This is a genomic window from Mycolicibacterium smegmatis (assembly GCF_001457595.1).
Classification (GTDB): Bacteria; Actinomycetota; Actinomycetes; order Mycobacteriales; family Mycobacteriaceae; genus Mycobacterium; species Mycobacterium smegmatis.
The window spans coordinates 141,795-168,594 of record NZ_LN831039.1; the positions used below are offsets into that span (position 1 = coordinate 141,795).

Below are 26,800 nucleotides of genomic sequence, written 5' to 3' on the forward strand. Positions count from 1 at the left end.
CCGACGTTAAGCAGTCAGAAAAGATGTGTCCAATGCATGAACTCACTCAACATCATGCGTAGTACGTATGACGAACTGCGCGAAGCGCTCCGCGGCCGGGGGCAGCGGGCGGTCCGCAGGCCACGCGAGCCCCAACTGCCGCTTGGCCGACGCCTGCGCCAGCGCGATGTACTCCGCACCCGGTTCGGCGCGCCCGGCGTGCGGAACCGGAACCACGGCGACCCCGAAACCGGCCGCCACCAGACCCTCCATGGTCGGGATCTCCGTCGCCTCGAACACCACGTGCGGCGTGATGCCCGCCTCGGCGCACAGTTCCTCGGTCAGTTGCCGCAGCCCGAAACCGGGAGCCAGACCCACGAACGGCTCGTCGCCCGCGTCGGCCAATGTGATGCGCGATCGTGACGCCAACCGGTGACCGCGCGGCACCGCCAGGCACAGCCGCTCGACGTACAGCCCGCGCCACTGGAAACCCTCGGGCCGCGGCGATGTGATCGCCAGATCGACCTGCCCGCCGGCCAGGCGCTCGAGGAGATCGTGCGCGGCGCCCTGGGTCAGGCTGAACTGCACGTGCGGGGCGTGCGCGCGGAACCGGCGGAGCAGATCGGGCACGAAGGAGCCGGCCTGCGAATGCAGGAACGCCAACCGCACCAGGCCGGTGTCGGGATCCCGCATCGCCGCGATCCGCTCTGTGGCCGAACGCATTTCGGTGATCGTGCGGCGTGCGTGCTCCAGCAGGATCTCGCCGTAGGCGTTGAGCTGCAGCCTGCGGTTGACCCGGTCGAACAGCGGCACCCCCACCTCGTCCTCGAGCCGGGCCAGCGCACGCGACAACGTCGGCTGGCTGATGCCGAGTTCGGCGGCGGCGTCGGTGACATGCTCGGTCTCGGCGAGCACGACGAACCAGCTCAGCTCGTCGAGGTGCATACCGTGACGCTACCGCCCGCTCTGCGGCAAACAGGGCATCGGGACGGCGTTGCTGTGGAATGCTGACCCGCATGTCAGACAAGGTTCGGGTGGTCGTGGGCGACGACCATCCGATGTTCCGCGAGGGCGTGGTGCGGGCACTGACCTCAAGTGGTGACATCGACGTGGTGGCCGAGGCCGACAACGGCGCAGACGCCCTGGAACTCATCAAGGTTCACCGACCCGCGGTCGCGTTGCTGGATTACCGCATGCCCCAACTCGACGGGGCCCAGGTCGCCGCGGCCGTCGTGCGTGACGAACTGCCCACGCGCGTGCTGCTGGTGTCCGCGCACGACGAGTCCGCGATCGTCTACTCGGCGCTGCAGCAGGGCGCCGCGGGATTCTTGTCCAAGGAATCGACGCGCAGCGAACTGGTGAGCGCGGTGTTGTCGTGCGCCAAGGGGCGTGACGTGATCACACCGCATCTCGCGGCCGGGCTCGCTGGCGAGATCCGCCGTCGCAACGAACCCGACGTGCCGGTGCTCAGCCCGCGGGAACGCGAGGTGCTCAACCTCATCGCGCAGGGCCGCAGCATTCCCGCGATGGCCAAGGAGCTGTATCTGGCGCCGTCGACGGTGAAGACCCACGTGCAACGGCTCTACGAGAAGCTCGGCGTGAGTGACCGCGCGGCGGCCGTCGCCGAGGCGATGCGACGGCACCTGCTGGACTGAGGTGCCAGAACAGCGATGATATCGGGCCGGATCGTCGAATTCTTTGCCTCACAACCTGTCCGGGTATCGGCCGTCCTGCGGTTGCCGCTCATCGGGTTGATCTTCGTGCTGGTCATGGTGTGGGAGGTCGACCACTGGTTGCCGGGGTTGTACGCGGTGATCCTGGGCCTGTATGCCGCCGCTGCCGTGCTGTGGCTGGTGGTCGTGATACGCGGGCCCATGCCGCGCTGGGCCGAATGGGCGTCCACGGCCGTCGACGGCCTGGTGCTGCTGGCGTTGTGCGCGGTGTCCGGCGGCGCCACCGCGGCCCTGCTGCCGGTGTTCTTCCTGCTGCCGATATCCGTTGCGTTCCAAGACCGTCCGTTGTTGACGGCGATGCTCGGCACGGCCACCGCGACGGGCTATCTGGGCGCGTGGATCTTCTACTCGAAACGTGACGACACCGTCGGGCTGCCCAACGTCGTCTACATGCAGGTGGGATTTCTGCTGTGGCTCGCGGTGGCCACCACGGCGTTGTCGCTCGTGCTGGTGCGCCGTTCGGCGCGCGTGCGTGCGCTGCTCGACGTGCGCCGCCGCCTGGTGCAGGAATCCGCGCGCGCCGACGAACTGCGCGATGCCGAACTGGCCGAGGCGCTGCACGACGGCCCGCTGCAGACCCTGCTGGCCGCGCGCCTGGAGCTCGACGAACTCCGCGAACGCAATCCCGATCCGGCGCTGGACGTCGTGCACGCCGCGTTGCAGCAGACCGCGACCGGGCTGCGCTCCACCGTGACGGCGCTGCACCCGCAGGTGTTGGCACAGCTGGGGCTCGCACCTGCTGTCCGGGAACTGTTGCGACAGTACGAGAATCGCGGCGATCTGGTGATCCGCGCGAACATCGCCGATGTCGGGCAACCGGAGGCGCAGGCGCTGTTGTACCGCGCGGCCCGCGAGTTGCTGGCCAACGTGCACAAACACGCGCGCGCCGCGACAGTGACGGTGCGCTTGTTCCGGCAGGGCGAGCGCACGGTGCTGACCGTCGTCGACGACGGCGTCGGGTTCGACCCCGACATCGTCGCGCAGTCGGTGGCCGAGGGCCACATCGGCCTGGCGTCGCTGCAGGTGCGCATCGAGGCCATGGGTGGTGCCATGACCATCAGTTCCGAGGAGGGATTCGGCACGCAGGTGACGGTGATCCTCTAGGGGCTCAGTTCATTTCACGCACGGGATGCCCGAGGCGGTCATCTGGCTCAGGTCTGTGGGCGCAGGTGTGTAGGTGCCCGTGGCGGTCGCGGCCACCGTGGTGATGGGTGTGAGTTCGGCCGTCTCGGAGGGTCCGTAGCTCTCGGATTCGCTCGCCCCCGAGGTGGTGCTGGTGAACATATCGGCCCCCAGGTAGTCCGTGCCGGGGAAGTCGGTACCGATCGTCAACCGCACCGTGTCGGCCAGTACCCAGTCGGAAGGGGTTGCGGTGACACCCAGTTCGGTCGCGAGTGAGTGCGCGGCGGCGTCGGCGCCGGGACCGTAGTCGATGGTGGTGGCCGGCTCGAGTGCCTCGGCGTCGCCGATCTGCCCTTCGGTGAAGTTGTCGGCGGCGAACGTGGTCTGGAGTTTGGCGGCCAGCCCGGTGTAGGTGGAACCGTTGATGACGTCGAGCGTCGCGCCGTGCCCGTTGAGTTCGGGCTTGTCCGGCGTCGCGGTCGTGGTGGCCGGATCGTCCTTGCTCACCAGGTCGTGCACGATCTTGCGGATCGTCGGCACGTCGATGATGTTGATGTCCTCGCCGTAGGCGTTCTGGCCGAACTCCTTGATGGGCAGTGTGTAGAGCGTCGGTGGTGCGTCGGTGAGTGCGGACGCCCGTTTGGTGAAGCTCGCGAGGTCGAACCCGGCGTCGAGCGCCACGTTCTGCTTGGTGACGTCGAGCAGGCCGCGCAGCTTCGACGGGCTGCTCAGCGCGCCGCTCTGTCTGAGCGCCGAGACCAGCGCCGCGAGGAACGCCTGCTGCCTGCGGGTGCGGTCCAGGTCGGTGAAGTTCTCGTCGTTGATGTCGCGGCGCTGCCGCACGAACGCCATGGCCTGCGCGGCATCGATCTGCTGTACGCCCTTGCGGAAATCGGCGCCCGAATACGGATCCGACGTGTCGTCGTTGAGGCATACGGTGATCGGCGCGACGGCCTTGGCGATCTCGAAGAACGCGCCGAGGGTGACCTCGACGAAATGGTCGATGGGGATTCCCAGCAGGTTCCGCACCGTGGCGATCTCGGCTTTGCGTCCGGCCTCGCGGGCCTTCTGTTCGCGGGTCGCGGGATCCTCCTCCTCGGACTCGGTGGCCTCCATCTCGGCCTGGTAGGCGAATCCGTAGGCCTGCTTGACCTTGCCCTTGCAGATCCCCGAAGGACACCCGGCGAGGTCCACATAGTCGTCGCGGGGGATGGAGAACGCGGTCGCGGGACCGCCGTCGCCGGGCAGGTGCACCACGATCAGCACGTTGGCGTTGTAACCGCCGACCGTCTCGTCCCCGGCGTGCAGGGCCTGGTAGACGTCCTCGGGCAGCGGGTTGCCGTGCTGGTCCAGGCGGCTGTCGAGTCCCATGATGAGGATGTTCTCGGTGTCACCGACCGATCCCGATTCGCCCGCGAGCGCGTTGGACGTCGTGATGCCGTCGAGTGCGCCGTGGTAGGTCACCCAGCCCATGCCGGTGCCGGCCAGGATCGCGGCGGCGGTCAGCCCGACGAGGGCTCTACGCGCAAGCCGCACCGCACGTCGGGGCGTACGGCGCCTGGGCTTGGTCAGCGCATGGGCAGGTGAGTTCATGATCAACTGCCATTATGCTGCCGATGGCGTGAAAGTGACTGGTCAGGTACCCAAACCGCGCGAGATGACCAGCCGCTGGATCTGATTTGTGCCCTCGAAGATCTGGGTGATCTTTGCTTCGCGCATGTAGCGCTCGACGCGGAAGTCGCGTGTGTAGCCGACCCCGCCGAGAACCTGCACGGCGTCGGTCGTGACCTTCATGGCCGCGTCGGTGGCGACCAGCTTGGCGACGCTGGCTTGACTCGAGTACGGCAGCCCGGCGTCGCGTCGGCGCGCGGCGTCCAGATAGGTGGCGCGCGCGCTGACGACAGCGGCGGCCATGTCGGCGAGCAGGAACCCTAATCCCTGGTGGTCGATGATCTTTCGGCCGAACGTGGTGCGCTCGTGGGCGTAGCGCACGGCCTCGTCCAGTGCGGCCTGGGCGATGCCGACGGCCACCGCGGCGATGCCGAGGCGCCCTGAGTCCAGTGCCGAGAACGCGATCGACAGGCCCTGGCCCTCGGTGCCGATGAGCCGGTCGGCGTCGATACGCGCGTTGTCGTAGAACGCCGAGGTGGTGGGCACGGCGTGCAGGCCCATCTTCTCCTCGGGTTTGCCGAAGCTCAGGCCCGGCAGGTCGCCGGGCACCAGGAAGCACGAGACGCCCTTGGAGCCCTCGCCGGTGCGGGCGAACAGCGTGTAGAAGTCCGCGCGACCGCCGTGGGTGATCCAGGCCTTGGAGCCGTTGAGCACGAAGCCGTCGCCGTCGCGTCTGGCCGCGCACCGCAGCGCTGCCGCGTCGGACCCGGCCTGCGGTTCGGACAGGCTGTAGGCGCCGATCTGCTCGCCCGAGAGCATGCCGGGCAGCCAGCGCTGCTTCTGCTCGTCGGTGCCGAACGCCAGCAGCGGGTGCGACGAGAGGCTGTGCACGCTGACCGCGACGGCCACCGCGGCCCAGCGTGCGGCGATCTCCTCCAGGACCTGCAGGTACACCTCGTACGGTTGACCGCCGCCACCCCACTGTTCGGGCTGGGGCAGGCTCAACAACCCCGCCGCGCCGAGTTGGGCGAACACCCCTTCGGGATAGGTCTCGTTGCGTTCATGCTCGTCGACGATCGGGTCGAGCACCTTGTCGGCGACCTCGCGGGTCAGCGCGATCAGGTCACGGGCTTCTTCGGAAGGTAGGAGACGGTCGACCGACATGTCACACCCGTTCGGGGGCCGGGAGTGCGGCGAGGATGTCGTTGACGCGGTCGCGGGCGTCGCCGAAGAGCATCTGGGTGTTGTCGCGGAAGAACAGCGGGTTCTGCACGCCGGCGTAGCCGGAGGCCATGGAGCGTTTGAACACGATGACGTTGTCGGCGTTCCACACCTGCAGCACGGGCATGCCTGCGATGGGGCTGCCGGGGTCTTCGGCGGCCGCGGGGTTGACGGTGTCGTTGGCGCCGATGACCAGCACGACGTCTGTGCCGTCGAAGTCGTCGTTGATCTCGTCCATCTCCAGCACGATGTCGTAGGGCACCTTGGCCTCGGCGAGCAGCACGTTCATGTGCCCGGGCAGACGTCCTGCGACGGGGTGGATGCCGAAGCGCACGTTGACCCCGCGTTCACGCAGTTTGCGGGTCAGGTCGGCCACGCCGTACTGGGCCTGGGCCACGGCCATGCCGTAGCCGGGGGTGATGATCACCGAGTTGGCGTGGGCGAGCAGTTCGGCGACACCTTCGGCGTTGATCTCGCGGTGCTCTCCGTAATCCACGTCGGACCCGGCCCCGGTGTTCTCGATGCCGAAGCCTCCGGCGATGACCGAGATGAACGAGCGGTTCATGGCCTTGCACATGATGTAGGACAGGTAAGCACCCGAGGAGCCGACCAGCGCGCCGGTGATGATCAGCAGATCGTTGCCCAGCAGGAAGCCCGAGGCCGCCGCGGCCCACCCCGAGTAGCTGTTGAGCATCGAGACCACCACGGGCATGTCACCGCCACCGATGGAGGCCACCAGGTGCCAGCCCAAAAGCAGCGCCAGCACGGTGACCACGACCAGCAGCCACAGCTGCGGGTCGATGACGAACCACACCGTCAGCACGGCGAACACGATCAGTGCGCCGATGTTGAGGAGGTTCTTGCCGGGCAGCATCAGCGGTGCGGACTTGATCCGCGCTGAGAGTTTCAGGTTGGCCACGATCGATCCGGTGAAGGTCACCGCGCCGATGAACACCCCGATGAACACCTCGGCCGAGTGGATACCGCTCATGCCTTCGGCGGCGAGTTTGAGCGCCTCGTCGCTGCCCGGGTCGGCTTCCACGTGCAGGTAGCCGTTCCAGCCCACCAGCACCGCGGCCAGACCGACGAAGCTGTGCAGCAGGGCGATCAGTTCGGGCATGCCGGTCATCTCCACGACCTTGGCGCGCCACAGCCCGATGAGCGCACCGACGATCATGGCCACGACCAGCAACCCGAGACCCAGGGGTTCGATCTGACCGTGGATGGCCAGCACGATCGTCGCGATGAGCGCCACGGCCATCCCGGCGATACCGAAAGTGTTTCCCGCCCGTGAGGTCTCGTGCTTGGACAAGCCTGCCAGGGCGAGGATGAACAGCAGCGCCGCGACGACGTAGGCGGCGGTGGCAACGTTTTCGAGTCTGAACATCAGAAAAAGGTTTCCGTTCTAGCTGCGGGAGAACATCGCGAGCATGCGACGCGTCACCGCGAAGCCGCCGAAGACGTTGATACTGGCCAACAGGATGGCCACGAAGGCCAGCGCGGTGATGGCGGTGTTGTGGTGGCCGATCTGCAACAGCGCACCGACCACGATGATGCCCGAGATCGCGTTGGTCACCGACATCAGCGGGGTGTGCAGCGCGTGATGGACGTTGCCGATCACGTAGTACCCGATCACGATCGCCAACGCGAACACCACCAGGTGCACCTGCAGCGCGGCCGGGGACAGCGCGATGAGTGCGAACAGCACCGCCGCCGCGGCGAACGCCACTCCCAGCCGGCGCCCGGTGGACATCGGCTGCTTTTCTTCCTTGACCGCGGGTGCGGCAGCGGCGGGCTGCGCGGCGGGGGCGGCCGAAACCTGCACCGGGGGTGGGGGCCAGGTGATCTCGCCGTCGCGCACCACGGTGATCGACCGCTGCACCACATCGTCGAAGTCCAGGACGACCTTGCCGTCCTTCTCCGGGGTCAACAGCTTGAGCAGGTTCACCAGGTTGGTGCCGTAGAGCTGTGAGGACTGCGCGGGCAGTCGCCCGGCCAGATCGGTGTAGCCGATGATCGTCACGCCGTTGTCGGTCACGATGGCCTGGTCCTTGACCGTGCCCTCGACGTTGCCGCCGTTGGCCGCGGCCATGTCCACGATCACGCTGCCGGCCTTCATCGACGCCACCATCTCGGCGGTGATGATGCGCGGCGCGGGCCGCCCGGGGATCAGCGCCGTGGTGATGATGATGTCGACGTCCTTGCACTGCTCGGCATACAGTGCCGCCTCACGGGCCTTGTAGTCCTCGCCCATCTCCTTGGCGTAACCGGTCTTGGAGACTTCAGCCACCTCGCCCGAGTCATCCACCGCCAGGTACTCCCCACCCAGGGAGGCCACCTGATCGGCGACCTCGGGGCGCGGGTCGGTCGCGCGCACGATCGCCCCGAGGCTGCCTGCCGCGCCGATGGCCGCCAATCCGGCGACACCGGCACCGACCACCAGCACCTTGGCCGGGGGCACCTTGCCCGCCGCGGTCACCTGCCCGGTGAAGAACCGGCCGAAGGCGTGGGCGGCCTCGACCACCGCGCGGTAACCGGCGATGTTGGCCATCGACGACAACACGTCCAGCGACTGCGCCCGCGAGATCCGCGGCACCGCATCCATCGCCAGCACCGTGATGTTGCGTGTACCCAGCTGCTCCACCAGATCCGGGCGCAGCGCCGGGGAGATCAGACTGATCAGGGTCGCACCGTCACGCAGCGCGGCGATCTCGCCCTCCGATGGTGCGTTGACCTTCATCACCACATCGGCCGACCACACCGCATCGGCCGAGCCGATCTGCGCACCGGCATCGGCATACGCCGCATCGGAAAAACTCGCCGCCGCACCCGCACCGGACTCCACGACCACCGAGTAACCCAGCTTGAGAATCTGACCCACGGTCTGCGGAGTGGCAGCCACACGGGTCTCCCCAGGTTGGGACTCTCGAGGTATCCCAATCATCATCGGCAACGGTCCAATCTGTCGGTCGGCATGGATGAGTGTCGCATCCGTCACAACGTCCGGAGCGGTCGCCTACAGCCAATCGCGGCGCTTGAACATCACGTATAGCAGACCGACCAGGACGGCGATCAGCGCAGAGCTGGTGACAAATCCGGCCACTGTGTCTACTCCGGGATAGGTGACGTTCTGCCCGTAGAAGCCGGTGATGGCGGTCGGCACCGCGATGATCGCGGCCCATCCGGTCAGCTTCTTCATCACGGTGTTGAGGCGGGCGTCCTGCAGCGACAGATGGGTCTCGAACACCGTTGTCACCATGTCGCGCAGGGACTCTGTCCATTCCGATGCGCGCAGGACGTGGTCGTACAGGTCGGCGTAGAGCGGATCGAGTTCGGGGGATGTCCGGGAGTCCAGCCTGCGGTGCTGGATGGTGCTGACCACCTCGCGCGTCGGCAGCACGACGCGGCGCAGTTCGACGAGGTCCTTGCGCAACCGGAACGTGCGTCGTTGCAGGCCGTGGTTGGGGCCGCGGTCGTCGAACAGTTCGTCTTCGAGTCCCTCGATCGCGTCGTCGAGCGCTTCGACGGCCTCGAAGTGCCCGTCCACCACGACGTCGAGCAGTCCGTGCACCAGGGATCCGACGCCGTATCTCTGGCCGCCGAGGTCGTCGAAGCGTCGTGACACCTCGTGGATGTCGAACTCGTGGGCGGCCCCGTCGAGGCCGGGCAACCGGACCGTGATCAGCCCGTGCGGCAACACGAACGCCGAGATGCGGTGCTTCACCAGAAGCGATCCGGTGCCGCCGCCGGAGCTGAGGATGTCGACGGCGTAGACCGTGAAGAACGTGTGGGTCTTGTACACCGAGGCCTTGGTGCGCTCCTTGGGTGCGACGGCATCTTCGACGGCCCAGGTGTTGAGCCCGAGTTCGGCCGCCAGGTCCAGCAGTGTCTGATGGTCCGGGTCGTAGATGTCGGCCCACACCAGCGTGTCGTCGTCGGCGAGATAGTCCGAGATGGCCGAGAACGAGAAATCCTCGGCCGACTGACCGGATCGCCAGACTCGGCCGTGCACCTGCGCCATGCCGTGAGTCAACCACGCGAGAAAAACTCACGGCGATTCGAGATCTTCACGGAGTCGGCCGCCGTCGGTACGAATAGCCGGGTGAACACGACGCTGTCTGCCGACTGCTGCTGTTGCTGACGCAACGCCTCCCGTTCTCCCAGCAACAGAAAGTCGGCAACCGTGTCTGTCTTCGTCGATATCGTGCCCCAGTCCGAGACGGATTCCCCGCGCCCCGCGGCGCCGTCCAACCGCGGGCGCGCCATCCTCACCAAGGCCCTGCTGCCGCTGCTGTCGGTCGCGGTGTTCTTCGCGGTGTGGCAGGCCGTCGCGGTGGCGGGCATCTGGAACCAGACCTTCGTGCCGTACCCCAGCGCGGTGTGGCGTGCGTTCATCGATCTGTCCACCACGCATGACGGTGTCCGCGGATACGCGGGGTACCTGCTGGTCGAGCACCTGTACATGACACTGCGCCGTGTGGTGGCCGGTGTGGTGATCGGCGTGGTCCTCGGCGTGCTGCTGGGCCTGCTCATGGGTTCGGTGGGCTGGCTGCGCAGCGTGCTGGAACCGTGGCTCACATTCCTGCGGGCGCTGCCGCCGCTGGCCTATTTCTTCCTGTTGGTCATCTGGCTCGGCATCGACGAGGCCCCCAAGATCACGCTGCTCGCGCTCGCAGCCCTGCCGCCGGCCGCGGTGGCCACCACGGCGGCCGTCGTCGCCGCACCCGTCGGCCTGCAGGAGGCCGCGCGGGCACTCGGAGCCACGCGTGCCCAGGTGATCCGCGACGTCGTGGTGCCCTCGGCGCTGCCGGAAACCTTCACCGGCATCCGGTTGGCCGTGGGCATGGCCTATTCGTCGGTGGTCGCCGCGGAGTTGTTCAACGGCATCCCCGGAGTCGGCGGCCTGGTCAAGGACGCGAGCAACTACAACAACACTCCCGTCGTGCTGGTCGGAATCTTCGCAATCGGGTTCTCCGGTCTGGTGATCGACGGTTTATTGCGCGCTGTGGAAAGGCGTGCTGTCCCGTGGATCGGAAAGGTCTAGCAAGATATGAAACTCAAGTCACTGCTCGTTGCCACCGCAGCCTCGGCGCTGGCGCTGGCCGGCTGCGCGGTGGACAACTCGGAACAGGACGCCGAAAAACCCACCATTCGCGTTGGCTACCAGACGTTCCCGAGCGGCGATCTGATCGTCAAGAACAACGGTTGGCTGGAAGAGGCACTGCCGGACTACAACATCAAGTGGACCAAGTTCGACTCCGGTGCCGACGTCAACACCGCGTTCGTCGCGGGTGAACTCGACTTCGGGGCACTGGGTTCCAGCCCGGTGGCCCGCGGTCTGTCCGCACCGCTGAACATCCCTTACAAGGTCGCGTTCGTGCTCGACGTCGCCGGTGACAACGAGGCCCTCGTCGCGCGCGACGGCAGCGGTGTCAACAGCATCGCGGACCTGCGCGGCAAGCGTGTCGCGACGCCGTTCGCCTCCACCGCGCACTACAGCCTGCTGGCCGCGCTCGCGCAGAACGGTCTGTCGCCCAACGATGTTCAGCTCATCGATCTGCAGCCGCAGGCCATCCTGGCGGCGTGGGAGCGCGGCGACATCGCGGCCGCCTACAGCTGGCTACCGACGCTGGATGATCTCCGCAAGACCGGCAAGGACCTCATCACCAGCCGTGAGCTGGCCGCCGACGGCAAGCCGACGCTGGATCTGGGCGTGGTCTCCGACAAGTTCGCCACGGAGCACCCCGACGTCGTCGACACGTGGCGTGAGCAGGAGGCCCGTGCGCTCGACGTGATCAAGGACGATCCCGACGCCGCGGCCAAGGCCATCGCTGCCGAGATCGGGCTGTCACCGGAAGACGTTGCGGGCCAGTTGAAGCAGGGTGTGTACCTGACTCCCGCGGAGGTCGCCTCGGAGCAGTGGCTGGGCTCCGACGGCAAGCCGGGCAACATCGCCGCGAATCTGCAGAGCGCGTCGGAGTTCCTCGCCGAGCAGAAGCAGATCCCGGAAGCCGCGCCGCTGGGGACGTTCGAGGACGCGATCTACACGAAGGGCCTGCCGGGTGCCATCAGCAAGTGAGGCCGGGCCGGGTGCCGAAGGTGAGCTGCGCATCAGGAACGTGGCTCACCGCTACGGCCGCGGACCGAACGAGGTCACCGCGCTCGGTCCGGTGGACCTCGACGTGGAGCCGGGTGCGTTCGTTGTGCTGGTAGGAGCGTCCGGATGTGGAAAGAGCACACTGCTGCGCCTGATCGCGGGTTTCGAGACTCCGACCGAGGGTGAGGTGGTGGTGGCGGGTTCACGCCCGACCCCCGGCGTCACCTCCGGGGTGGTGTTCCAGCAGCCGCGGCTGTTCCCGTGGCGCACCGTGGGCGGCAACATCGACCTCGCCCTCAAATATGCCAAGGTGCCGCGTGAGCGTCGCGCCGAACGGCGCACACAACTGCTGGAACGCGTCGGCCTGGAAGGCACCGAGAAGCGCAAGATCTGGGAGATCAGCGGCGGCCAGCAGCAGCGCGTGGCGATCGCGCGGGCACTGGCCGCCGAGACCCCGCTGTTCCTGCTCGACGAGCCCTTTGCCGCGCTCGACGCGCTCACGCGAGAACGCCTGCAGGACGACGTCCGTCAGGTCAGCGCCGATTCGGGCCGTACCACGGTGTTCGTCACGCACTCCGCCGACGAGGCCGCGTTCCTGGGATCACGCATCGTGGTGCTGACACGTCGGCCCGGCAAGGTGGCGCTCGACCTTCCGGTCGACCTGCCACGCACCGGGGTCGATCCGCAGGAACTGCGGCGCTCGCCGGAATTCCACCGGTTGCGCACCGAGGTCGGGGAGGCCGTCAAAGCCGCTGCCGCGTGAGAACGTCGTTGAGCTGCAGCAGATCTGCCGCGACGATCTGGGGCTGGGGTACCCCGGGTGCGGTCAGTGGCGCATTGCCCGGCCGGGTGATCAGCGCACCGCGGTAGCCGGCGGACTGCGCGCCGAGGAGGTCCCACGTGTGCGAGGCGACCATGGTGCACTGGCCCGGCTCCACTCCGAGCGCCGACGCGACGTGGGTGTAGAGCGACGTCGACGGCTTGAAGACCCGGTGCTCGCCGACGGTGAACTGACGCTCGAAATACCCGGCCAGCCCGGCGTTCTCGAGTGGTGTCGCGCCCTGGTGGTGCGGTGAATTGGTCAGTGTGACAAGGCGATAACCGTTGCCCCGTAACCGTTGCAGACCTTCTTCGACATCGGGGTAGGCCGGCATGGTGCGCATCCCTTCGGCGAGCGCTTGCACATCGTCGTCGGAGATCGTCACGCCGTGGATGTCGGCGAGCATCCTCAGCACGCCCTGCCCGAGCGTGAAGAAGTCGGTGTAGTTGCCCGACAGCGTGAGTGCCATCGAGTGCATCACCAACTGCCCGAACCACTCACGCAGCACGTGCGGGTCTGAGAAGGTCCGCTCGAAATGGGGTGTGAGCGACTCGAGATCGATGAGCGTCTCGTTGACGTCGAAGACCAGCACGTGTTCGGTCATGAAACCTTCCTGTCCAGAAATGAGTCGATCAGCCCGGCGACCTCGTCGACGTGGGTTTCGAGCAGGAAGTGCCCGCCGTCGAGCAGGTGGATCTCGGCGTCGGTCGCGTCCTTCTCGAAGGCCCTGGCCCCGTCGGGGCCGAAGATCGGATCGTTGCGGCCCCACACCGCGAGGACGGGAACCCCACTGGTGCGCAGGTATTCGTGCAGCGTCGGATACAGCGGGGGATTGGTCGCGTAGTCGGCGAACAGCTTGAGCTGGATGACGTCGTTGCCCGGACGCGCCAGTTGTGCCGCATCGTGGTTCCAGGTGTCGGGGCTCACCAGGCTCTCGTCGGCAACGCCTGTGACGTACTGCCATTTGACGGACTCGGGATCCAGGGCCGTGCGGATGGCGGCCTCGGTCTGCGGGGTCTGCTCACGGTGGTAGTCCCACACCGTCGACCAGAAACCATCCACAAAGCCTTCAACGTATCCGTTGCCGTTCTGGGTCACGATCGCGCTGATGGCCTCCGGGTGCCGCAGCGCCAGACGCCAGCCGATCGGTGCGCCGTAGTCCTGGACGTAGATCGCATAGCGGACGATCCCGAGGTGGGTGAGCAGGCCCTCGGTCAGATCGGCGAGTGCGTCGAAGGTGTAGTCGAACTCATCGGCCGACGGTGCGTCCGAGAAACCGAATCCCAGGTGATCGGGCGCGATGACGCGATGGTTCCTGGCGAGAAGCGGGATGAGGTCGCGAAACATGAACGAGCTGGTGGGGAACCCGTGCAACAGCACGATCGGCGGTGCGTCGGCCGGCCCGGCCGCACGGTAGAAGATGCGTTGCCCGTCGACGGTGGCGTAGCGGTGATGGATGTTCATGACTAACCTCCTAAAGAGTGATTGATAGTTAGGTCAGTCTGCGCGTGATGATATAACCTGTCAATAGGCATTTGGAGGTTAGGAATGGACGTGGCCGTGGTCGACCGACGGGACGAGGAATTCCTGCTCGATCTGCTCAACACCACACCGGTGGTGGACGGGCAAGAACGCGACGATCTCGCAGATGACGACAGCGCACGGGCGTGGATGCGAGCGCGCGGGGTGGAAAGCTCGCGGGGCGACCTGATTGCCGTGCGAGACCTGCTTCAGGATGTGGTGCGGGGAATGCGGACGCCGAGCGCCCTCGACCGCTTCCTCGGCGACGTGACGATGCGCCCGAAGATGACGCCGGACGGCGTGAGTTGGGAACTGGCCGCATCGCCCGCCGCGCGCGCCGTGTTGGCGTGGGACGCGTTGCGCATCAACAGCCCGGGGCGGCTACGGGCGTGCGCCAACGACGAGTGCCGGCTGTTCCTGATCGACCGGAGCAAGCCCAACACCGCGCGGTGGTGTTCGATGGCGATCTGCGGCAACCGCATGAAGGCGCGCAGGCATTACCAGCGCGCCAAGGGGAGTGAGAAGTAACCCGGGTTTACACCGGGGGATAGGCCGGCGGCGGGTACACGCCACGAAGGCCCCACGGGATCCAGTTGAAGAAGAACTCGCCTTCGTCGCTGAGATCGTAGTCAGGATTCGGATCCATGCCCGCAGTCTAGACCGAGCGAACGCAAGCAGGGCCGCGATTGCCTACACTGAATCAACCATCTAGTTGATTGAACGCCCCGGGGCTGTCCGGGCGAGGCCGATAAAGTGAGTGTCCCATGACTTCCGCCGCCAACAACGGAACTTCCCGCCGCGAAGAACTGCTGAACGTCGCGGCGAAACTGTTCGCAGCCCGCGGCTACCACGGCACCCGGATGGACGACGTGGCTGAAGCGGTCGGCCTGAACAAGGCCACCGTGTACCACTACTACGCGAGCAAATCGCTCATCCTCTACGACATCTACAAGAGCGCCGCCGACTTCACGGTCGAGGCCCTGCACGACGATCCGACCTCGTCAGCGCGCGAGACCATCTACCACTTCACCCGGCGCCTGATGGTGGGGATCGCCAACGACCTGGAGCGTGCCGCCGTGTACTTCCAGGAGGGCCCCTACATCGCCGAGTGGTTCACCGAGGAGCAGGTCGAGTACATCCGGCACTCCGAGGCGCAGGTCTACGAGCATGTGCGCGACGTGATCGACCGGGGGATCGCAAGCGGCGAGTTCTACGACTGCGACTCGCACGTGCTCGCGCTGGGCTACATCGGGATGGTGCTCGGCGCCTACCGCTGGCTGCGCCCGCACGGCCGTCGCACCGCCAAGGAGATCGCGGTGGAGTTCAGCACCGCACTGCTGCGCGGGCTGATCCGCGACGAGAACATCCGGGTCGAGTCCCCGTTGGGCATCGACGTGCAGGCCGGCAGCGAAGAGCAGCGATGAGTGACCTGTTCGGGTTGGACGGCAAGGTCGCGGTCGTCACCGGAGGCGGCCGCGGCATCGGCCTGATGATCGCGCGCGGCCTGCTGCAGGCAGGCGCGAGCGTGTACATCGCGGGCCGCAAGGAGGCCGAGCTGTCCGCGGCCGTGGCCGAACTGTCGCCGCTCGGCCGGGTCGAGGCCGTGCCCGCCGATCTGGGCACCGCGGAGGGTGTCACGACGCTGACCGCGGCGATCACGGGCCGCGAGAACGCGATCCACGCGCTGTTCAACAACGCGGGCGCGGCATGGGGCGCCCCGTACGAGGACTTCCCGGAGTCGGGCTTCGACAAGGTCTACAACGTCAACGTCAAAGGTGTCTTCCTGCTGACGCGGGCGCTCACCCCATTGCTGCGCGCAGGTGCCACCGACGACGATCCGGCGCGCGTGATCAACACCGGCAGCATCGACGGAATCGTCGCGCCCGGCCGTGGCCGCGACAACTTCTCCTACAGCGCCAGCAAAGCCGCGGTGCACATGCTCACGCGCCACCTCGCGGGTGAACTCGCCCCGCACATCCTCGTGAACGCCATCGCGCCGGGGCTCTTCCCGTCCCGGATGACCAAGGAACTGCTTGCTGCCGGCGAGGACGCCGTCGGTTCCGCGCTTCCGCTGCGCCGTGTCGGGCGGCCCGACGACATCGCCGGTATCGCGGTGTTTCTCGCGAGCCGCGCCAGCACGTACATCACGGGCGCGGTGATTCCGGTGGACGGCGGGGTCAGCACCATCCGCTGATACGGATTGATCCAAGGACGGTATTGAGCGATACCAATTCGGCCTTGGACAGGTATTGCCACGCTCCCTAGTTTGTAGTGATAGCCGCCACAGCGGCTGCCCTCACCGGGTCGGATCACTCAACAGGAGCAAAGTCATGGCGATACCCGCTCTTCGCCGTACCCGCCTCGTCCTGGCCGCTGCTGCTGCCGCCGGCCTGGTGCTCAGTGGCTGTGGCGGCGTACAGAACACGACCGGCGGCGGATCCGGCGGCACCTATCCGTCCGGCACCGTCGAGATGTACGTCGGGGCTTCGGCAGGCGGCTCCAGTGACCTGATCAGTCGCGCGGTGTCCAAAGGGCTCAGCGACTCGCTGGGCGCGTCATTCCCGGTGATCAATCGCGAAGGCGCCAACGGCGCCCTCGCGGCCGCCGAGGTCTCCAAGGCCAAGCCCGACGGCTCGGTGATCGCCATCCAGAACGCGTCGCTGTTCACCATCACACCACTCGCCGTGTCACCCGGCGAGGTCACCGACATCGACGATTTCGACGTCGTCTACGGCGTCTCGCGCGACGACTACGTGCTGGTCACCAACCCGGCGAGCGGCTACAAGACCATAGGAGACCTCGAGGCCGCGACCAAGCCCGTGCGCTACGGCACCACCGGCGTCGGCACGGGCGCGCAACTGGCCGCCGCGCTGCTGTTCAAGTCGGCCGACGTGCCGTCGCAGGCCGTACCGTTCGACGGCGGTGCGCCCGCCCTCACGGCACTGCTGGGCAACCAGATCGACGTCGCGGTCCTGCAGGTGGGCGAGGCCATCGAGAACATCCAGTCCGACAAGCTGATCCCGCTCTCGGTGTTCGGCCCGGAGCGCATCGACTACCTGCCCGAGGTGCCCACCGCCAAGGAACAGGGACTCGACGTCGAGGTCACGCAGTACCGCTTCATGACGGTGCCCAAGGGCACCCCGCAAGAGGTCCGTGACCGCATCGTCGAAGGCCTGGAGGCCACCTTCGCCACCGACGCGTACAAGAAGTTCAACGAGCAGAACAGCCTGACGCCCATGGAGCAACCCGGCCCCGAGGTCCTCGAGCAACTCAAGGCGGACAGCAAGCGATATGCCGACCTCACCAAGGAGTTCGGCATCGACCTGCGAGCCAGCTGATGAGCGACACGCTGGCTGCCGTGACCGCGCCTCAGGAGGCGCCCGAGGAGCAGCAGCCGCCGGCAGGCGGACCGTGGTATCAGACGGTCGCCGCGGTCGTCGGGATCGCCCTCGGCGCCGGTGCGGCGGTGCTGGCCCACGGCTACGGGCTCGGGACCCTGCACCAACCCGGACCCGGCCTGTGGCCCTTCGTCGTCGGCATCGTCATCACGGTGCTCTCGGCGCTGCTGCTCCTGCTGGGCCGCAAGCTCACCGACACCGAGGCGTTCACCCGCAGCAGCGTGCTCGCGGCCGCCGGCGCGGTGACGTTCGTGGGTTTCGGACTGCTGATGCCCCTGATCGGGTTCGAGATCCCCGCGCTGGTGCTGTGCGTGATCTGGTTGCGGTTCCTCGGTGGCGAAAGCTGGCGCAGCACAGCGATCGTCAGCGTGGTCACCACCGCGGTGTTCTACTTCCTGTTCCTCTACGGGCTGCGGATCCCGCTGCCACACCTGATCAGTTTCTAGGGCACCTGCCCGAGACCCATGGACCTCAACGCATTCCTGGACGGGTTCGCACTGGTCGTCGAACCCCAGAACCTGCTGTACTGCCTCGTCGGTGTGCTCATCGGCATGGTGATCGGCGTACTGCCGGGCCTCGGCCCGGCAGCCACCATCGCGATCCTGCTGCCCATCACCTACACCATCGACCCCGTATCGGCGATCATCATGCTCGCGGGCATCTACTACGGGGCCCAGTACGGCGGCACCATCACGTCGGTGCTGCTGCGACTGCCCGGTGAGGCGTCGTCGGTGGTGACGGTGTTCGACGGTTTCGCGCTCGCCAAGCAGGGCAGGGCCGGAACCGCGCTCGGTGTCGCGGCCATCGGATCCTTTGTGGGGGCGACGATCTCGATCGTCGGTCTGTCGCTGCTGGCGCCTGTGGTCGCCGAGGTGGCGCTCGATTTCGGCCCCCCGGAGTACGCCGCGCTGGCGCTGCTGGGGGTGCTGCTGGTGGCCACCATCGGCAACGGCAACATGCTCAAGTCGCTGATCGCGGCGGCCGTGGGCCTGCTGCTGGCGACGGTCGGGCGCGACAGTTTCAGCGGCGCATCGCGTTTCACCTTCGAGAGCCTGCAACTGGCCGACGGCATCGACTTCGTCGTGGTGGCCATGGGCCTGTTCGGCGTCGGTGAGATTCTCTACAACCTCGAACAGCGCCACGGAAAACCGCACGTACCGGCCAAGGTCGGCAACGCGTGGCCGTCGCGCAAAGACCTGCGCCAGTCGTCGGGCGCCATCGGGCGCGGATCGGTGATCGGGTTCGTGCTCGGCGTGCTCCCCGGCGGTGGTGCCGTGCTGGCCTCGCTGGTCGCCTACGCGACCGAGAAGAAGCGGTCGAAGCATCCCGAACGATTCGGCAAGGGCGCGGTGGAAGGCGTCGCGGCACCCGAGACCGCCAACAACGCCGCGGCGACATCGTCGTTCATCCCGTTGCTCACCATCGGTATCCCTGCCAACGCGTCGATGGCCATGCTGTTCGGAGCGCTGCTGATCCTGGGCATCTCGCCCGGTCCCCAGCTGGTCGGGGAGCACCCGGACCTGTTCTGGGGCGTCATCAACTCGATGTACATCGGCAACCTGGCGCTGCTGATCCTGAGCATCCCGCTCGTCGGGTTGTTCGTGCGGATCCTGCGCGTGCGGCCCGCGATCCTCGCGCCGATCACGGCGCTCATCACGCTGCTGGGCGTCTACACGATCAACAACTCGGTGTTCGACATCTTCGTGATGATCGCGTTCGGTGTCGTGGGCTACCTGATGAAGAAGACCGGATTCGATCCGGGTCCGCTGGTGCTGGCGTTCGTGCTCGGTTCGCTCGTCGAGTCCAACGTGCGCCGGTCGCTGCTCATCTTCGGCGGTGACCCGACGGGATTCGTCACACGGCCGTTGTCCGGGACGATCCTGGCGATACTCGTTGCGGTGGTGGCGATCCCGGTGATCCGTCAGCTGCTGCGCTCCCGCGCGAAATCACCTGTCACCGGCGAGACGCCGTCGAGTGTTACCAAGGTGTAGGCGCATGGCGGCCCGCGCCAGATCCGGGTCCCCTGCGGCCACCGCGGCCGCCACCTGATCGTGCTCACGGCGGACCCGCTCGGCGTGCGCGGCGTCGGTGATCGAATGCGCGTCGCCCAGGCGCGTGCGCGGCAGCATGATCATCATGGGACCCAGCGAGTTCAACAGGTCGAGGTAGAACCGGTTCCCGCTGACCTCGGCAATCGTGCGGTGGAATCGGAAGTCGGCCTCGACGGCGTCCTCCGGTGCGGCGCCGACGAATTCGTCGAGCGCGGTACGGACCGCGTCGCGGCCGCGGGCATCGATGCGCGCGGCGGCCAGTGCGGCCGCCTCGCATTCCACACCGAGGCGGAAGTCCACCATGTCGAGCACGTCGCGTTGGGTCCGGATGGCCGCGGACTCGATGGTGAACGCGGTGGGTTCGGGCACCGCGAGTACGAAAGACCCTCGGCCCTGGAAGGTTTCGATGAGACCCTCGGCACGCAGGCGTGTGACGGCCTCACGCACCACGGTGCGCGACACCCCGAACTCGTCGATGAGCTCGGCCTCGGACGGCAGTTTGTGGCCGGGCGGCAGGTCGCCGGCGAAGATCTTGTCCTTCAGCCCGGCGACCACCCGCTGCGCCAGCGATGTGCTCACGCCTGGAATTCTGCCTGCTCCCGGGTCAGCGCCCGCATCTGATCACTCAGCGTGAAACCCAGGCCCGGGCGGTCGGGCAGCCACATGCGGCCGTCGCGGATCTCGATGCGCTCGTTGAACAGTGGGTTGAGCCACTCGAAGTGCTCGACCCACGGCTCGGTCGGATAGGTGGCCGCGAGATGCAGGTGGATCTCCATTGCGTAGTGGGGTGCGAGCGCCAGACCGGCGTGCGACGCCAGTGTCGCGAACCGCAAGAACGGTGTGATGCCGCCGATGCGCGGGGCATCCGGCTGCACGATGCCGCGGTATCCGGCGTCGATCAGTGCCATGTGCTCGGGGACCGACGTGAGCATCTCACCCGTGGCGATCGGGGTGTCGAACGTGTGGCTGAGATCGGCGTGGCCCACGGCGTCCCACGCGTCGAGGGGTTCCTCGATCCACACCAGGTCGAACTGCTCCAGCTCGCGACACATCCGCCGCGCCCTCGCGCGGTCCCACTGCTGGTTGGCGTCCACCATCAACGGGGTGCCCCCGAGATGCGCGCGCATGGCGGCCACGCGTTTGAGATCCTCGGCCCAGTCGGGCTGGCCCACCTTGATCTTGACGCCGCCTATGCCGGATTCCAGCGACGCCGTTGCAGCGTCCTTGACCTCGTCGAGCGAGGCCTGCAGGAAACCCCCGGATGTGTTGTACACGCGGCACGAATCCCGGTGTGCCCCGATCAGTTTCGCCAGGGGCAGGCCCGCACGCCTGGCCTTGAGATCCCACAACGCGACGTCGAGTGCCGCGATGGCCTGCGTGGCCACCCCGGACCGTCCCACCGAGGCGCCCGCCCACAGCAGCGACTGGTAGATGCGGTCGATGTCGGAGGGGTCCTGACCGAGCGCGACCTCGGCGATCTCGTGCAGGTGGGTGTACTGGGCGGGACCGCCCGCGCGCTTGGAGTAGCTGAACCCCATGCCCTGCAGGCCGTCGGAGGTGCTCACCTCGACGAACAGCAGCACCGTCTCGGTCAGCGGCTTCTGCCTGCCGGTGAGCACCTTGGCGTCGCTGACCGGATTGGGTAACGGGAGGACGACGTGGGAGAGGGCGAGGCGGCAGATGCGGTCAGTCATATGACAAGGCTACAACTTGTCATATAAGTGGGACAGGTTTCAGGCGAAGTCGATCACCTGACGCACCGCACGGCCCTCGGCCAGTTCGTCCATGCCCGCGTTGATGTCGTCGAGCGCGATGGTCGACGACACGAGCGACTCCACCGGCAGGCGCCCGGCGCGCCACAACTCGACGAAACGCGGGATGTCGCGCGACGGCACCGCCGAACCGAGGTAACTGCCGATCAGAGACCGTCCTTCGGCGACGAAACCCAACGGCGACACCGTGATCCGCGCGTCGGGGCGCGGCAGGCCCACCGTGATGGTCCGTCCGCCAGGACCGGTCAAACCGATCGCGGTCTCCAGCGCGGCCGGATGTCCCGCGGCCTCGATCACCACCTCGGCCCGCAGATCCGCGGCCTGCTCGGGGGTGAAGGTCTCGTGCACGCCGAGTTCGGCTGCGCGGGCCAGCTTGTCGGACAACTGGTCGACACCGACCACCCGCACGTCGTCGTGCGCGAGCGCGGTGAGCGCAGCGGCCATCCCCACCCCGCCGAGACCGACGACCACGACGGTCTGTCCCGGCTTCGGCCGGCCGACGTTGAGCACGGCCCCGCCGCCCGTGAGCACCGCGCAACCCAACAGCGCGGCGACCGTCGCGGGCACGTCGTCGGGTACCGGGACGATCGAGCGGCGGTCCACCACGGCGTGCGTCGCGAACCCGGACACACCGAGGTGGTGGAACACGGGTTCGCCGTCGCGACGCAGCCGGATGTCACCGTTCATCAGCGTGCCCGCGCCGTTGGCGACCGATCCCGGCCCGCAGGGGGTCAGCCCGTCGGTCCCGCAGGCCGGGCAGGATCCGCAGCGCGGCAGGAACGTCATCACCACGCGCTGACCGGTTTCGAGATCCGCGCCCGGCGTCTCGACCACACCCGCGGCCTCGTGCCCCAGCAGCATCGGCACCGGACGCACCCGGTTGCCGTCGACGACCGACAGATCCGAGTGGCACAGCCCGGCGGACTCGATGCGCACCAGCAGTTCATCCGGACCCGGATCGGCGAGGTCGAGTTCGGAGATGGTCAGTGGCCGGGATTCGGCGTAGGGACGGGGTGCACCGATGCGTTCGAGGACGGCTCCGCGGATCTTCATGGGAACCAGCCTGCCTCGACTGCAAGACTTCAGCCATGACCCGTCGCGACGAGCCCACGCCCACCGGCCGAGAATTTCCCGTGCACTGGCCCGTGGGCACGCGGTGGACCGACAACGACATGTTCGGCCACCTCAACAACGCGGTCTACTACGAGCTGTTCGACACCGCGATCAACGCGTGGATCCAGACGAGCTGCGACGTCGACCCGGTCACCGCGCCGTGGCTCGGCGTCGTCGCCGAATCGGGCTGCCGCTATTTCACCGAGCTGAAGTTCCCCGGCAGGCTCGTCGTGGGCCTTGCGGTGAGCCGGCTGGGCACCAGCAGCGTGACCTATCGACTCGCGCTGTTCGCAGAAGACGCGGCAGACGAGCCGGTCGCGGCCGTCGGGCACTGGGTGCACGTGTACGTCGACCGGCACACCCGTCGCCCGGTCCCGATCCCGGACGCCATCCGTGACCTGCTGGCTTCGGCCGCCGGTCGATAGCTCGATATGCTCGGCGAATGCCGCTTGTGAGCAAGACTGTCGAGGTCGCCGCCTCCGCCGAGACGATCACGTCGATCGTCTCGGACTTCGAGGCGTACCCGCAATGGAACCCCGAGATCAAGGGGTGCTGGATCCTCGCCCGGTACAACGACGGCAGGCCCAGTCAGTTGCGGCTCGACGTCGAGATCCAGGGACAGTCGGGCGTGTTCATCACGGCCGTGTACTACCCGGCCGAGAACCAGATCTTCACGATGCTGCAGCAGGGCGATCATTTCACCAAGCAGGAGCAGCGGTTCTCGATCGTGCCGCTCGGACCGGACTCGACGCTGCTGCAGGTGGACCTCGACGTCGAGGTGAAGCTGCCGGTGCCCGGACCGATGGTCAAGAAGCTCGCGGGTGAGACCCTCGAGCACCTCGCGAAGGCCCTCGAGGGCCGCGTCGAGCAGCTCACCCAGAGCTGATCTGAACTAGTCCCACATCCCGATCTCTTCGAGGCGCGCGATCAGTCGCCGCGCGCCGTCGGTGAACTGTGCGCCGTTGAGTTGTACGACGCGCCGCGCGTCGCGGCGCCGCAACGCCTCGATGAGCAACCGGTGGCCGGCCACGGCCTGCTGCCCCCAGCCGGGGTCTGTCGAGTAGATCAGGGCGGGCAGATACCGCGCGACGTGCAGCAGAAACCACGCCAGCTTGATGCGCCCGCTGGCATGGTTGAACGCACGGTGGAACGCGAACTCGATTGTCGAGATCTCGTCGGGGTCGCCGCGCCCGACGGCGATTTCGAGTTCGTCGTTGAGGCGTTCGAGTTCGTCGATCTGGTGGTCGGTGATCCGGGTGACGGTCGTGGCGGCGAGTTCGCGGGCGATGGTCGCCTGCAGCCAGAAGATGTCCTCGACGTCGGTGCGGCTCATCGGCACGACGACGTGGCCGCGGTGGGGTTCGAGCTGCACCATCCCCTCGCCGCGCAGGGTCCGCAGCGCCTCGCGCACCGGGGTGATGCTGACGCCCAGCGCGGCCGCGGTCTCGTCGAGCCTGATGAACGTGCCCGGACGCAGTGCCCCGGTCATGATCTCGGCCCGCAGGTGGGCCGCCACCTCGTCGGAGAGTTGTTCGCGACGCACTCCGCGGCGCGGTTGCGCGCCGGTCCTGACGGGCGTGTTCACGTGGTCTCCGGTGGTATCTCGGGTGGGCTGATCGGGGTTGTCCCGATCGCTTCGAGGCCATAATGTGACCGGGGCAACCCAATGTTTGATCAAATATCAACGTCGCGCAACTGCGAGACCAGTTGCACTACACATGGAGTTCAGAGCCGTTGACTGCCGAGCCGTCCCAGATTGAGCAGCCGTACCTCGCGCGTCGCCAGAACTGGGTCAACCAGCTGACCCGCCACGCGATGATGCAGCCGGACAAGACCGCCCTGCGTTTCCTGGGCCGCACCACCACGTGGCGCGAACTGGACGATCGCGTGACCCGGTTGGCCGGCGCGTTGAACCGCCGCGGCGTGGGCTTCGGCGACCGTGTTCTGATCCTGATGCTCAACCGCACCGAGTTCGTCGAGGCCATGCTGGCCGCGAACCGGCTGGGCGCCATCGCGGTTCCGGTGAACTTCCGCATGACCCCGCCCGAGATCGCGTACCTGGTCAGCGACTGCGAGGCGCACGTCGTGGTCACCGAGCCCGTGCTGGCGGGGGTGGCCACCGCGGTCCGCGACCTGGACGCGACGCTGCAGACCGTGATCGTGGCAGGAGGCGCCACCGAGGACGGCGTACTCGGGTACGACGACCTGATCGCCGAGGAGGGCGAACCGCCCGCCCCGGTCGACATCCCCAACGACTCACCGGCACTCATCATGTACACGTCGGGCACCACCGGCCGGCCCAAGGGCGCGGTGCTCACCCACACCAACCTGAGCGCGCAGGCGATGATGCACCTGTTCACCACGGGTGCCGACCTCAACAGCGACGTCGGCTTCGTGGGCGTGCCGCTGTTCCACATCGCAGGTGTCGCGGGCAGTGTGCTCAGCGGCGTGACGCTGGGTGTTCCGACCGTACTCTACCCTCTCGGCGCGTTCGACCCCGACGGCCTGCTGGATGTGCTTGAGTCCGAACAGGTCACGGGCATCTTCCTGGTGCCGGCCCAGTGGCAGGCGGTGTGCGCCGCGCAGCGGGCCCGGCCGCGCAACCTGAAACTGCGTGCGCTGTCGTGGGGTGCGGCGCCCGCGTCGGACACGCTGCTGCGCGAGATGAACGAGGCTTTCCCCGACGCGCAGATCTTCGCGGCGTTCGGGCAGACCGAGATGTCGCCGGTCACCTGCATGTTGTTGGGCGACGACGCGATTCGCAAGCTGGGTTCGGTGGGCCGGGTCATCCCGACCGTCTCGGCCCGCGTGGTCGACGACAACATGAACGACGTGCCGGTCGGCGAGGTCGGCGAGATCGTGTACCGCGGACCGAATCTGATGACCGGCTACTGGAACAACCCGAAGGCCACCGCGGAGGCGTTCGCAGGCGGCTGGTTCCACTCGGGTGACCTGGTGCGCCAGGACGAGGAAGGCTACGTCTGGGTGGTCGACCGCAAGAAGGACATGATCATCTCGGGCGGCGAGAACATCTACTGCGCCGAGGTCGAGAACGTCCTGGCGGCCCATCCGGCCATCATGGAGGTCGCGGTGATCGGCAGGCCGCACGAGAAGTGGGGCGAGGTACCTGTCGCGGTCGTGGCTCTCAATTCCGCGACCGCCGAATCGATCAGCCTCGGCGAGCTCGACAGCTTCCTCACCGAGCGTCTGGCGCGTTACAAGCACCCCAAGGCGCTCGAGGTCGTCGACGCGTTGCCCCGCAATCCGTCGGGCAAGGTGCTCAAGACCGAGTTGCGTGAACGCTTCGGCAGGGCAACCTCGCTTGACGGTGGCGAAAGCAACTCTGCAACAACGGTTTCTGCAGGTTGAGCGGCCATTTGAGCGATCTGGTGCACCTTTGCTAACAGTTCAGGGCATAATCCACCCGATGCGGTGCAAGGCCCGGAACGGATCGGGTACAGTCCGGTGGTCTCACTTACTACCCGCGAGTAGGGAGACACGGATCACTCGGACTGGTTGGCGGCAAGGAGGGGGCGTGGATCACGTCCAGGAAGGGCACCTGTGACGGCGTCTACCGATGGCTTCGTCGATTACCTTCGTGGCCAGTTGGAGAAGCCGCTGGCGACGGTCGGCGGCTTCTTCAAGATGTCGGTGATGACCGGAAAAGCTCTGTTCACGCGGCCTTTTCAGTGGAAAGAGTTCGTCCTCCAGAGCTGGTTTCTCATCCGCGTGGCCTTCCTGCCGACGCTTGCGGTGTCGATCCCGCTGACGGTGCTCATCATCTTCACGCTGAACATCCTGCTGGCGGAGTTCGGTGCGGCTGACGTCTCCGGGGCCGGTGCCGCGCTCGGCGCCGTGACCCAGCTAGGTCCGCTCGTGACGGTGCTGGTCGTCGCAGGCGCCGGATCCACCGCCATCTGCGCCGATCTCGGCGCCCGCACGGTGCGTGAGGAGATCGACGCACTCGAGGTCCTCGGCATCGACCCCATCGAACGCCTCGTCGTGCCGCGCGTGGTCGCCTCGACGTTCGTCGCGTTCATGCTCAACGGTGCGGTCATCACAATCGGCCTGGTCGGTGGATTCTTCTTCGGTGTCTATATCCAGAACGTCTCGGCGGGCGCTTACGTTTCGACGCTGACCCTTCTCACGGGATTCCCCGAGGTGTTGATCTCGGTCGTGAAGGCGACGCTGTTCGGGATGATCGCCGGCCTCGTCGGCTGCTACCGCGGGCTCACGGTCGCGGGCGGTTCGAAGGGTGTCGGCACCGCGGTGAACGAGACCCTCGTGCTATGTGTGGTCGCGTTGTTCGCAGTCAACGTCGTGCTCACCACCATCGGTGTGCGGTTCGGGACAGGGCGCTGA

Annotated in this window: 28 protein-coding genes; 15 read left to right on the forward strand and 13 right to left on the reverse strand. The window is 67.2% G+C overall.

What is annotated here, in order from left to right:
• Nucleotides 1–42: 42 nt before the first annotated feature.
• Entirely contained in the window at nucleotides 43–924 is an 882-nt protein-coding gene (locus AT701_RS00575) for a LysR family transcriptional regulator (protein ID WP_003891436.1), read from the reverse strand.
• 71 nt (nucleotides 925–995) lie between these two features.
• On the opposite strand from AT701_RS00575, the gene AT701_RS00580 reads away from it, so the two are divergent.
• Nucleotides 996–1,634: a response regulator gene (locus tag AT701_RS00580; RefSeq protein ID WP_003891437.1), complete on the forward strand. Its 639-nt coding sequence runs from the start codon at nucleotides 996–998 to the stop codon at nucleotides 1,632–1,634.
• Nucleotides 1,635–1,649: 15 nt separating this feature from the next.
• Nucleotides 1,650–2,816 (forward strand): sensor histidine kinase, encoded by a 1,167-nt coding sequence (locus tag AT701_RS00585; RefSeq protein WP_003891438.1) that lies wholly within the window; start codon nucleotides 1,650–1,652, stop codon nucleotides 2,814–2,816.
• A 9-nt stretch (nucleotides 2,817–2,825) separates the two neighbouring features.
• Here AT701_RS00585 and AT701_RS00590 read toward each other — a convergent pair whose 3' ends face one another.
• From AT701_RS00590 to AT701_RS00610, 5 genes are all read right to left on the reverse strand, one after another.
• On the reverse strand, nucleotides 2,826–4,427 hold the full coding sequence (locus tag AT701_RS00590) for an LCP family protein (RefSeq protein WP_011726672.1): 1,602 nt from the start codon (nucleotides 4,425–4,427) through the stop codon (nucleotides 2,826–2,828).
• Between the two features lie 42 nt (nucleotides 4,428–4,469).
• A complete protein-coding gene (locus AT701_RS00595; protein WP_003891441.1) occupies nucleotides 4,470–5,609 on the reverse strand; it encodes an acyl-CoA dehydrogenase family protein in 1,140 nt (379 codons plus the stop codon).
• A 1-nt stretch (nucleotide 5,610) separates the two neighbouring features.
• The gene (pntB, locus tag AT701_RS00600) at nucleotides 5,611–7,053 is read right to left on the reverse strand and encodes a Re/Si-specific NAD(P)(+) transhydrogenase subunit beta (RefSeq protein ID WP_003891442.1); all 1,443 of its coding nucleotides are present in this window, start codon (nucleotides 7,051–7,053) and stop codon (nucleotides 5,611–5,613) included.
• Nucleotides 7,054–7,071: 18 nt separating this feature from the next.
• Nucleotides 7,072–8,613 (reverse strand): Re/Si-specific NAD(P)(+) transhydrogenase subunit alpha, encoded by a 1,542-nt coding sequence (locus AT701_RS00605; RefSeq protein WP_058124921.1) that lies wholly within the window; start codon nucleotides 8,611–8,613, stop codon nucleotides 7,072–7,074.
• Nucleotides 8,614–8,682: 69 nt separating this feature from the next.
• Complete coding sequence (locus AT701_RS00610; protein ID WP_058124922.1) at nucleotides 8,683–9,687, reverse strand: magnesium transporter CorA family protein; 1,005 nt, start codon at nucleotides 9,685–9,687, stop codon at nucleotides 8,683–8,685.
• A gap of 162 nt (nucleotides 9,688–9,849) precedes the next feature.
• On the opposite strand from AT701_RS00610, the gene AT701_RS00620 reads away from it, so the two are divergent.
• The 3 genes from AT701_RS00620 to AT701_RS00630 are packed head-to-tail and all read left to right on the forward strand — an operon-like array spanning nucleotide 9,850 to nucleotide 12,526.
• Nucleotides 9,850–10,710: an ABC transporter permease gene (locus tag AT701_RS00620; protein ID WP_003891446.1), complete on the forward strand. Its 861-nt coding sequence runs from the start codon at nucleotides 9,850–9,852 to the stop codon at nucleotides 10,708–10,710.
• Between the two features lie 6 nt (nucleotides 10,711–10,716).
• Nucleotides 10,717–11,745 carry a taurine ABC transporter substrate-binding protein gene (locus AT701_RS00625; RefSeq protein ID WP_011726676.1) on the forward strand — a complete coding sequence of 343 codons (1,029 nt, stop codon included), beginning with the start codon at nucleotides 10,717–10,719 and terminating at the stop codon, nucleotides 11,743–11,745.
• Complete coding sequence (locus tag AT701_RS00630; RefSeq protein ID WP_058124923.1) at nucleotides 11,729–12,526, forward strand: ABC transporter ATP-binding protein; 798 nt, start codon at nucleotides 11,729–11,731, stop codon at nucleotides 12,524–12,526. The genes AT701_RS00625 and AT701_RS00630 overlap by 17 nt, the downstream gene beginning before the upstream one ends.
• On the opposite strand, the gene AT701_RS00635 is transcribed toward AT701_RS00630, so the two are convergent.
• Both AT701_RS00635 and AT701_RS00640 read right to left on the reverse strand, forming a co-directional pair.
• Nucleotides 12,507–13,187: a haloacid dehalogenase type II gene (locus AT701_RS00635; RefSeq protein WP_058124924.1), complete on the reverse strand. Its 681-nt coding sequence runs from the start codon at nucleotides 13,185–13,187 to the stop codon at nucleotides 12,507–12,509. The genes AT701_RS00630 and AT701_RS00635 overlap by 20 nt on opposite strands.
• Complete coding sequence (locus AT701_RS00640; protein WP_058124925.1) at nucleotides 13,184–14,047, reverse strand: alpha/beta fold hydrolase; 864 nt, start codon at nucleotides 14,045–14,047, stop codon at nucleotides 13,184–13,186. The genes AT701_RS00635 and AT701_RS00640 overlap by 4 nt, the downstream gene beginning before the upstream one ends.
• A gap of 84 nt (nucleotides 14,048–14,131) precedes the next feature.
• Here AT701_RS00640 and AT701_RS00645 point away from each other — a divergent pair, with 84 nt between their 5' ends.
• A complete protein-coding gene (locus AT701_RS00645) occupies nucleotides 14,132–14,632 on the forward strand; it encodes a CGNR zinc finger domain-containing protein (protein ID WP_058124926.1) in 501 nt (166 codons plus the stop codon).
• Nucleotides 14,633–14,639: 7 nt separating this feature from the next.
• Here AT701_RS00645 and AT701_RS00650 read toward each other — a convergent pair whose 3' ends face one another.
• A complete protein-coding gene (locus AT701_RS00650; RefSeq protein WP_011726678.1) occupies nucleotides 14,640–14,750 on the reverse strand; it encodes a hypothetical protein in 111 nt (36 codons plus the stop codon).
• A gap of 118 nt (nucleotides 14,751–14,868) precedes the next feature.
• On the opposite strand from AT701_RS00650, the gene AT701_RS00655 reads away from it, so the two are divergent.
• From AT701_RS00655 to AT701_RS00675, 5 genes are all read left to right on the forward strand, one after another.
• Nucleotides 14,869–15,528, forward strand: a complete 660-nt coding sequence (locus AT701_RS00655; RefSeq protein WP_003891452.1) for a TetR/AcrR family transcriptional regulator — start codon at nucleotides 14,869–14,871, stop codon at nucleotides 15,526–15,528.
• The gene (locus AT701_RS00660; protein WP_003891453.1) at nucleotides 15,525–16,298 is read left to right on the forward strand and encodes an SDR family oxidoreductase; all 774 of its coding nucleotides are present in this window, start codon (nucleotides 15,525–15,527) and stop codon (nucleotides 16,296–16,298) included. Before AT701_RS00655 ends, AT701_RS00660 begins: the two co-directional genes overlap by 4 nt.
• Before the next feature lie 136 nt (nucleotides 16,299–16,434).
• Nucleotides 16,435–17,442 carry a tripartite tricarboxylate transporter substrate binding protein gene (locus AT701_RS00665; RefSeq protein WP_058124927.1) on the forward strand — a complete coding sequence of 336 codons (1,008 nt, stop codon included), beginning with the start codon at nucleotides 16,435–16,437 and terminating at the stop codon, nucleotides 17,440–17,442.
• On the forward strand, nucleotides 17,442–17,948 hold the full coding sequence (locus AT701_RS00670; protein WP_058124928.1) for a tripartite tricarboxylate transporter TctB family protein: 507 nt from the start codon (nucleotides 17,442–17,444) through the stop codon (nucleotides 17,946–17,948). The genes AT701_RS00665 and AT701_RS00670 overlap by 1 nt, the downstream gene beginning before the upstream one ends.
• An 18-nt stretch (nucleotides 17,949–17,966) precedes the next feature.
• Nucleotides 17,967–19,493, forward strand: coding sequence for a tripartite tricarboxylate transporter permease (locus AT701_RS00675; protein ID WP_058124929.1), 1,527 nt, complete (start codon nucleotides 17,967–17,969; stop codon nucleotides 19,491–19,493).
• Here AT701_RS00675 and AT701_RS00680 read toward each other — a convergent pair.
• The 3 genes from AT701_RS00680 to AT701_RS00690 are packed head-to-tail and all read right to left on the reverse strand — an operon-like array spanning nucleotide 19,449 to nucleotide 22,378.
• Nucleotides 19,449–20,132 carry a FadR/GntR family transcriptional regulator gene (locus tag AT701_RS00680; protein WP_011726683.1) on the reverse strand — a complete coding sequence of 228 codons (684 nt, stop codon included), beginning with the start codon at nucleotides 20,130–20,132 and terminating at the stop codon, nucleotides 19,449–19,451. The genes AT701_RS00675 and AT701_RS00680 overlap by 45 nt on opposite strands.
• Entirely contained in the window at nucleotides 20,129–21,247 is a 1,119-nt protein-coding gene (locus tag AT701_RS00685; RefSeq protein ID WP_058124930.1) for an L-talarate/galactarate dehydratase, read from the reverse strand. The genes AT701_RS00680 and AT701_RS00685 overlap by 4 nt, the downstream gene beginning before the upstream one ends.
• Nucleotides 21,248–21,286: 39 nt before the next feature.
• Complete coding sequence (locus AT701_RS00690; RefSeq protein WP_011726685.1) at nucleotides 21,287–22,378, reverse strand: alcohol dehydrogenase catalytic domain-containing protein; 1,092 nt, start codon at nucleotides 22,376–22,378, stop codon at nucleotides 21,287–21,289.
• Between the two features lie 35 nt (nucleotides 22,379–22,413).
• On the opposite strand from AT701_RS00690, the gene AT701_RS00695 reads away from it, so the two are divergent.
• Together AT701_RS00695 and AT701_RS00700 are read left to right on the forward strand one after the other, a co-directional pair.
• Entirely contained in the window at nucleotides 22,414–22,863 is a 450-nt protein-coding gene (locus AT701_RS00695) for an acyl-CoA thioesterase (RefSeq protein ID WP_011726686.1), read from the forward strand.
• Nucleotides 22,864–22,880: 17 nt separating this feature from the next.
• Nucleotides 22,881–23,324, forward strand: coding sequence for an SRPBCC family protein (locus AT701_RS00700; RefSeq protein WP_014876670.1), 444 nt, complete (start codon nucleotides 22,881–22,883; stop codon nucleotides 23,322–23,324).
• Between the two features lie 6 nt (nucleotides 23,325–23,330).
• Here AT701_RS00700 and AT701_RS00705 read toward each other — a convergent pair whose 3' ends face one another.
• Nucleotides 23,331–24,023: a GntR family transcriptional regulator gene (locus AT701_RS00705; protein ID WP_011726687.1), complete on the reverse strand. Its 693-nt coding sequence runs from the start codon at nucleotides 24,021–24,023 to the stop codon at nucleotides 23,331–23,333.
• A gap of 149 nt (nucleotides 24,024–24,172) precedes the next feature.
• Here AT701_RS00705 and fadD5 point away from each other — a divergent pair, with 149 nt between their 5' ends.
• Nucleotides 24,173–25,807 (forward strand): fatty-acid--CoA ligase FadD5, encoded by a 1,635-nt coding sequence (fadD5, locus tag AT701_RS00710; RefSeq protein ID WP_058127480.1) that lies wholly within the window; start codon nucleotides 24,173–24,175, stop codon nucleotides 25,805–25,807.
• A gap of 192 nt (nucleotides 25,808–25,999) precedes the next feature.
• A complete protein-coding gene (locus tag AT701_RS00715) occupies nucleotides 26,000–26,800 on the forward strand; it encodes an MlaE family ABC transporter permease (protein WP_011726689.1) in 801 nt (266 codons plus the stop codon).

Coding starts and splice junctions, on each gene's coding strand:
- AT701_RS00575 (WP_003891436.1), bottom strand. CDS start 924: ATGCACCTCGACGAGCTGAGCTGGTTCGTCGTGCTCGCCGAGACCGAG.
- AT701_RS00580 (WP_003891437.1), top strand. CDS start 996: ATGTCAGACAAGGTTCGGGTGGTCGTGGGCGACGACCATCCGATGTTC.
- AT701_RS00585 (WP_003891438.1), top strand. CDS start 1,650: ATGATATCGGGCCGGATCGTCGAATTCTTTGCCTCACAACCTGTCCGG.
- AT701_RS00590 (WP_011726672.1), bottom strand. CDS start 4,427: ATGAACTCACCTGCCCATGCGCTGACCAAGCCCAGGCGCCGTACGCCC.
- AT701_RS00595 (WP_003891441.1), bottom strand. CDS start 5,609: ATGTCGGTCGACCGTCTCCTACCTTCCGAAGAAGCCCGTGACCTGATC.
- pntB (WP_003891442.1), bottom strand. CDS start 7,053: ATGTTCAGACTCGAAAACGTTGCCACCGCCGCCTACGTCGTCGCGGCG.
- AT701_RS00605 (WP_058124921.1), bottom strand. CDS start 8,613: ATGATGATTGGGATACCTCGAGAGTCCCAACCTGGGGAGACCCGTGTG.
- AT701_RS00610 (WP_058124922.1), bottom strand. CDS start 9,687: ATGGCGCAGGTGCACGGCCGAGTCTGGCGATCCGGTCAGTCGGCCGAG.
- AT701_RS00625 (WP_011726676.1), top strand. CDS start 10,717: ATGAAACTCAAGTCACTGCTCGTTGCCACCGCAGCCTCGGCGCTGGCG.
- AT701_RS00635 (WP_058124924.1), bottom strand. CDS start 13,187: ATGACCGAACACGTGCTGGTCTTCGACGTCAACGAGACGCTCATCGAT.
- AT701_RS00640 (WP_058124925.1), bottom strand. CDS start 14,047: ATGAACATCCATCACCGCTACGCCACCGTCGACGGGCAACGCATCTTC.
- AT701_RS00645 (WP_058124926.1), top strand. CDS start 14,132: ATGGACGTGGCCGTGGTCGACCGACGGGACGAGGAATTCCTGCTCGAT.
- AT701_RS00650 (WP_011726678.1), bottom strand. CDS start 14,750: ATGGATCCGAATCCTGACTACGATCTCAGCGACGAAGGCGAGTTCTTC.
- AT701_RS00655 (WP_003891452.1), top strand. CDS start 14,869: ATGACTTCCGCCGCCAACAACGGAACTTCCCGCCGCGAAGAACTGCTG.
- AT701_RS00660 (WP_003891453.1), top strand. CDS start 15,525: ATGAGTGACCTGTTCGGGTTGGACGGCAAGGTCGCGGTCGTCACCGGA.
- AT701_RS00665 (WP_058124927.1), top strand. CDS start 16,435: ATGGCGATACCCGCTCTTCGCCGTACCCGCCTCGTCCTGGCCGCTGCT.
- AT701_RS00670 (WP_058124928.1), top strand. CDS start 17,442: ATGAGCGACACGCTGGCTGCCGTGACCGCGCCTCAGGAGGCGCCCGAG.
- AT701_RS00675 (WP_058124929.1), top strand. CDS start 17,967: ATGGACCTCAACGCATTCCTGGACGGGTTCGCACTGGTCGTCGAACCC.
- AT701_RS00685 (WP_058124930.1), bottom strand. CDS start 21,247: ATGACTGACCGCATCTGCCGCCTCGCCCTCTCCCACGTCGTCCTCCCG.
- AT701_RS00690 (WP_011726685.1), bottom strand. CDS start 22,378: ATGAAGATCCGCGGAGCCGTCCTCGAACGCATCGGTGCACCCCGTCCC.
- AT701_RS00695 (WP_011726686.1), top strand. CDS start 22,414: ATGACCCGTCGCGACGAGCCCACGCCCACCGGCCGAGAATTTCCCGTG.
- AT701_RS00700 (WP_014876670.1), top strand. CDS start 22,881: ATGCCGCTTGTGAGCAAGACTGTCGAGGTCGCCGCCTCCGCCGAGACG.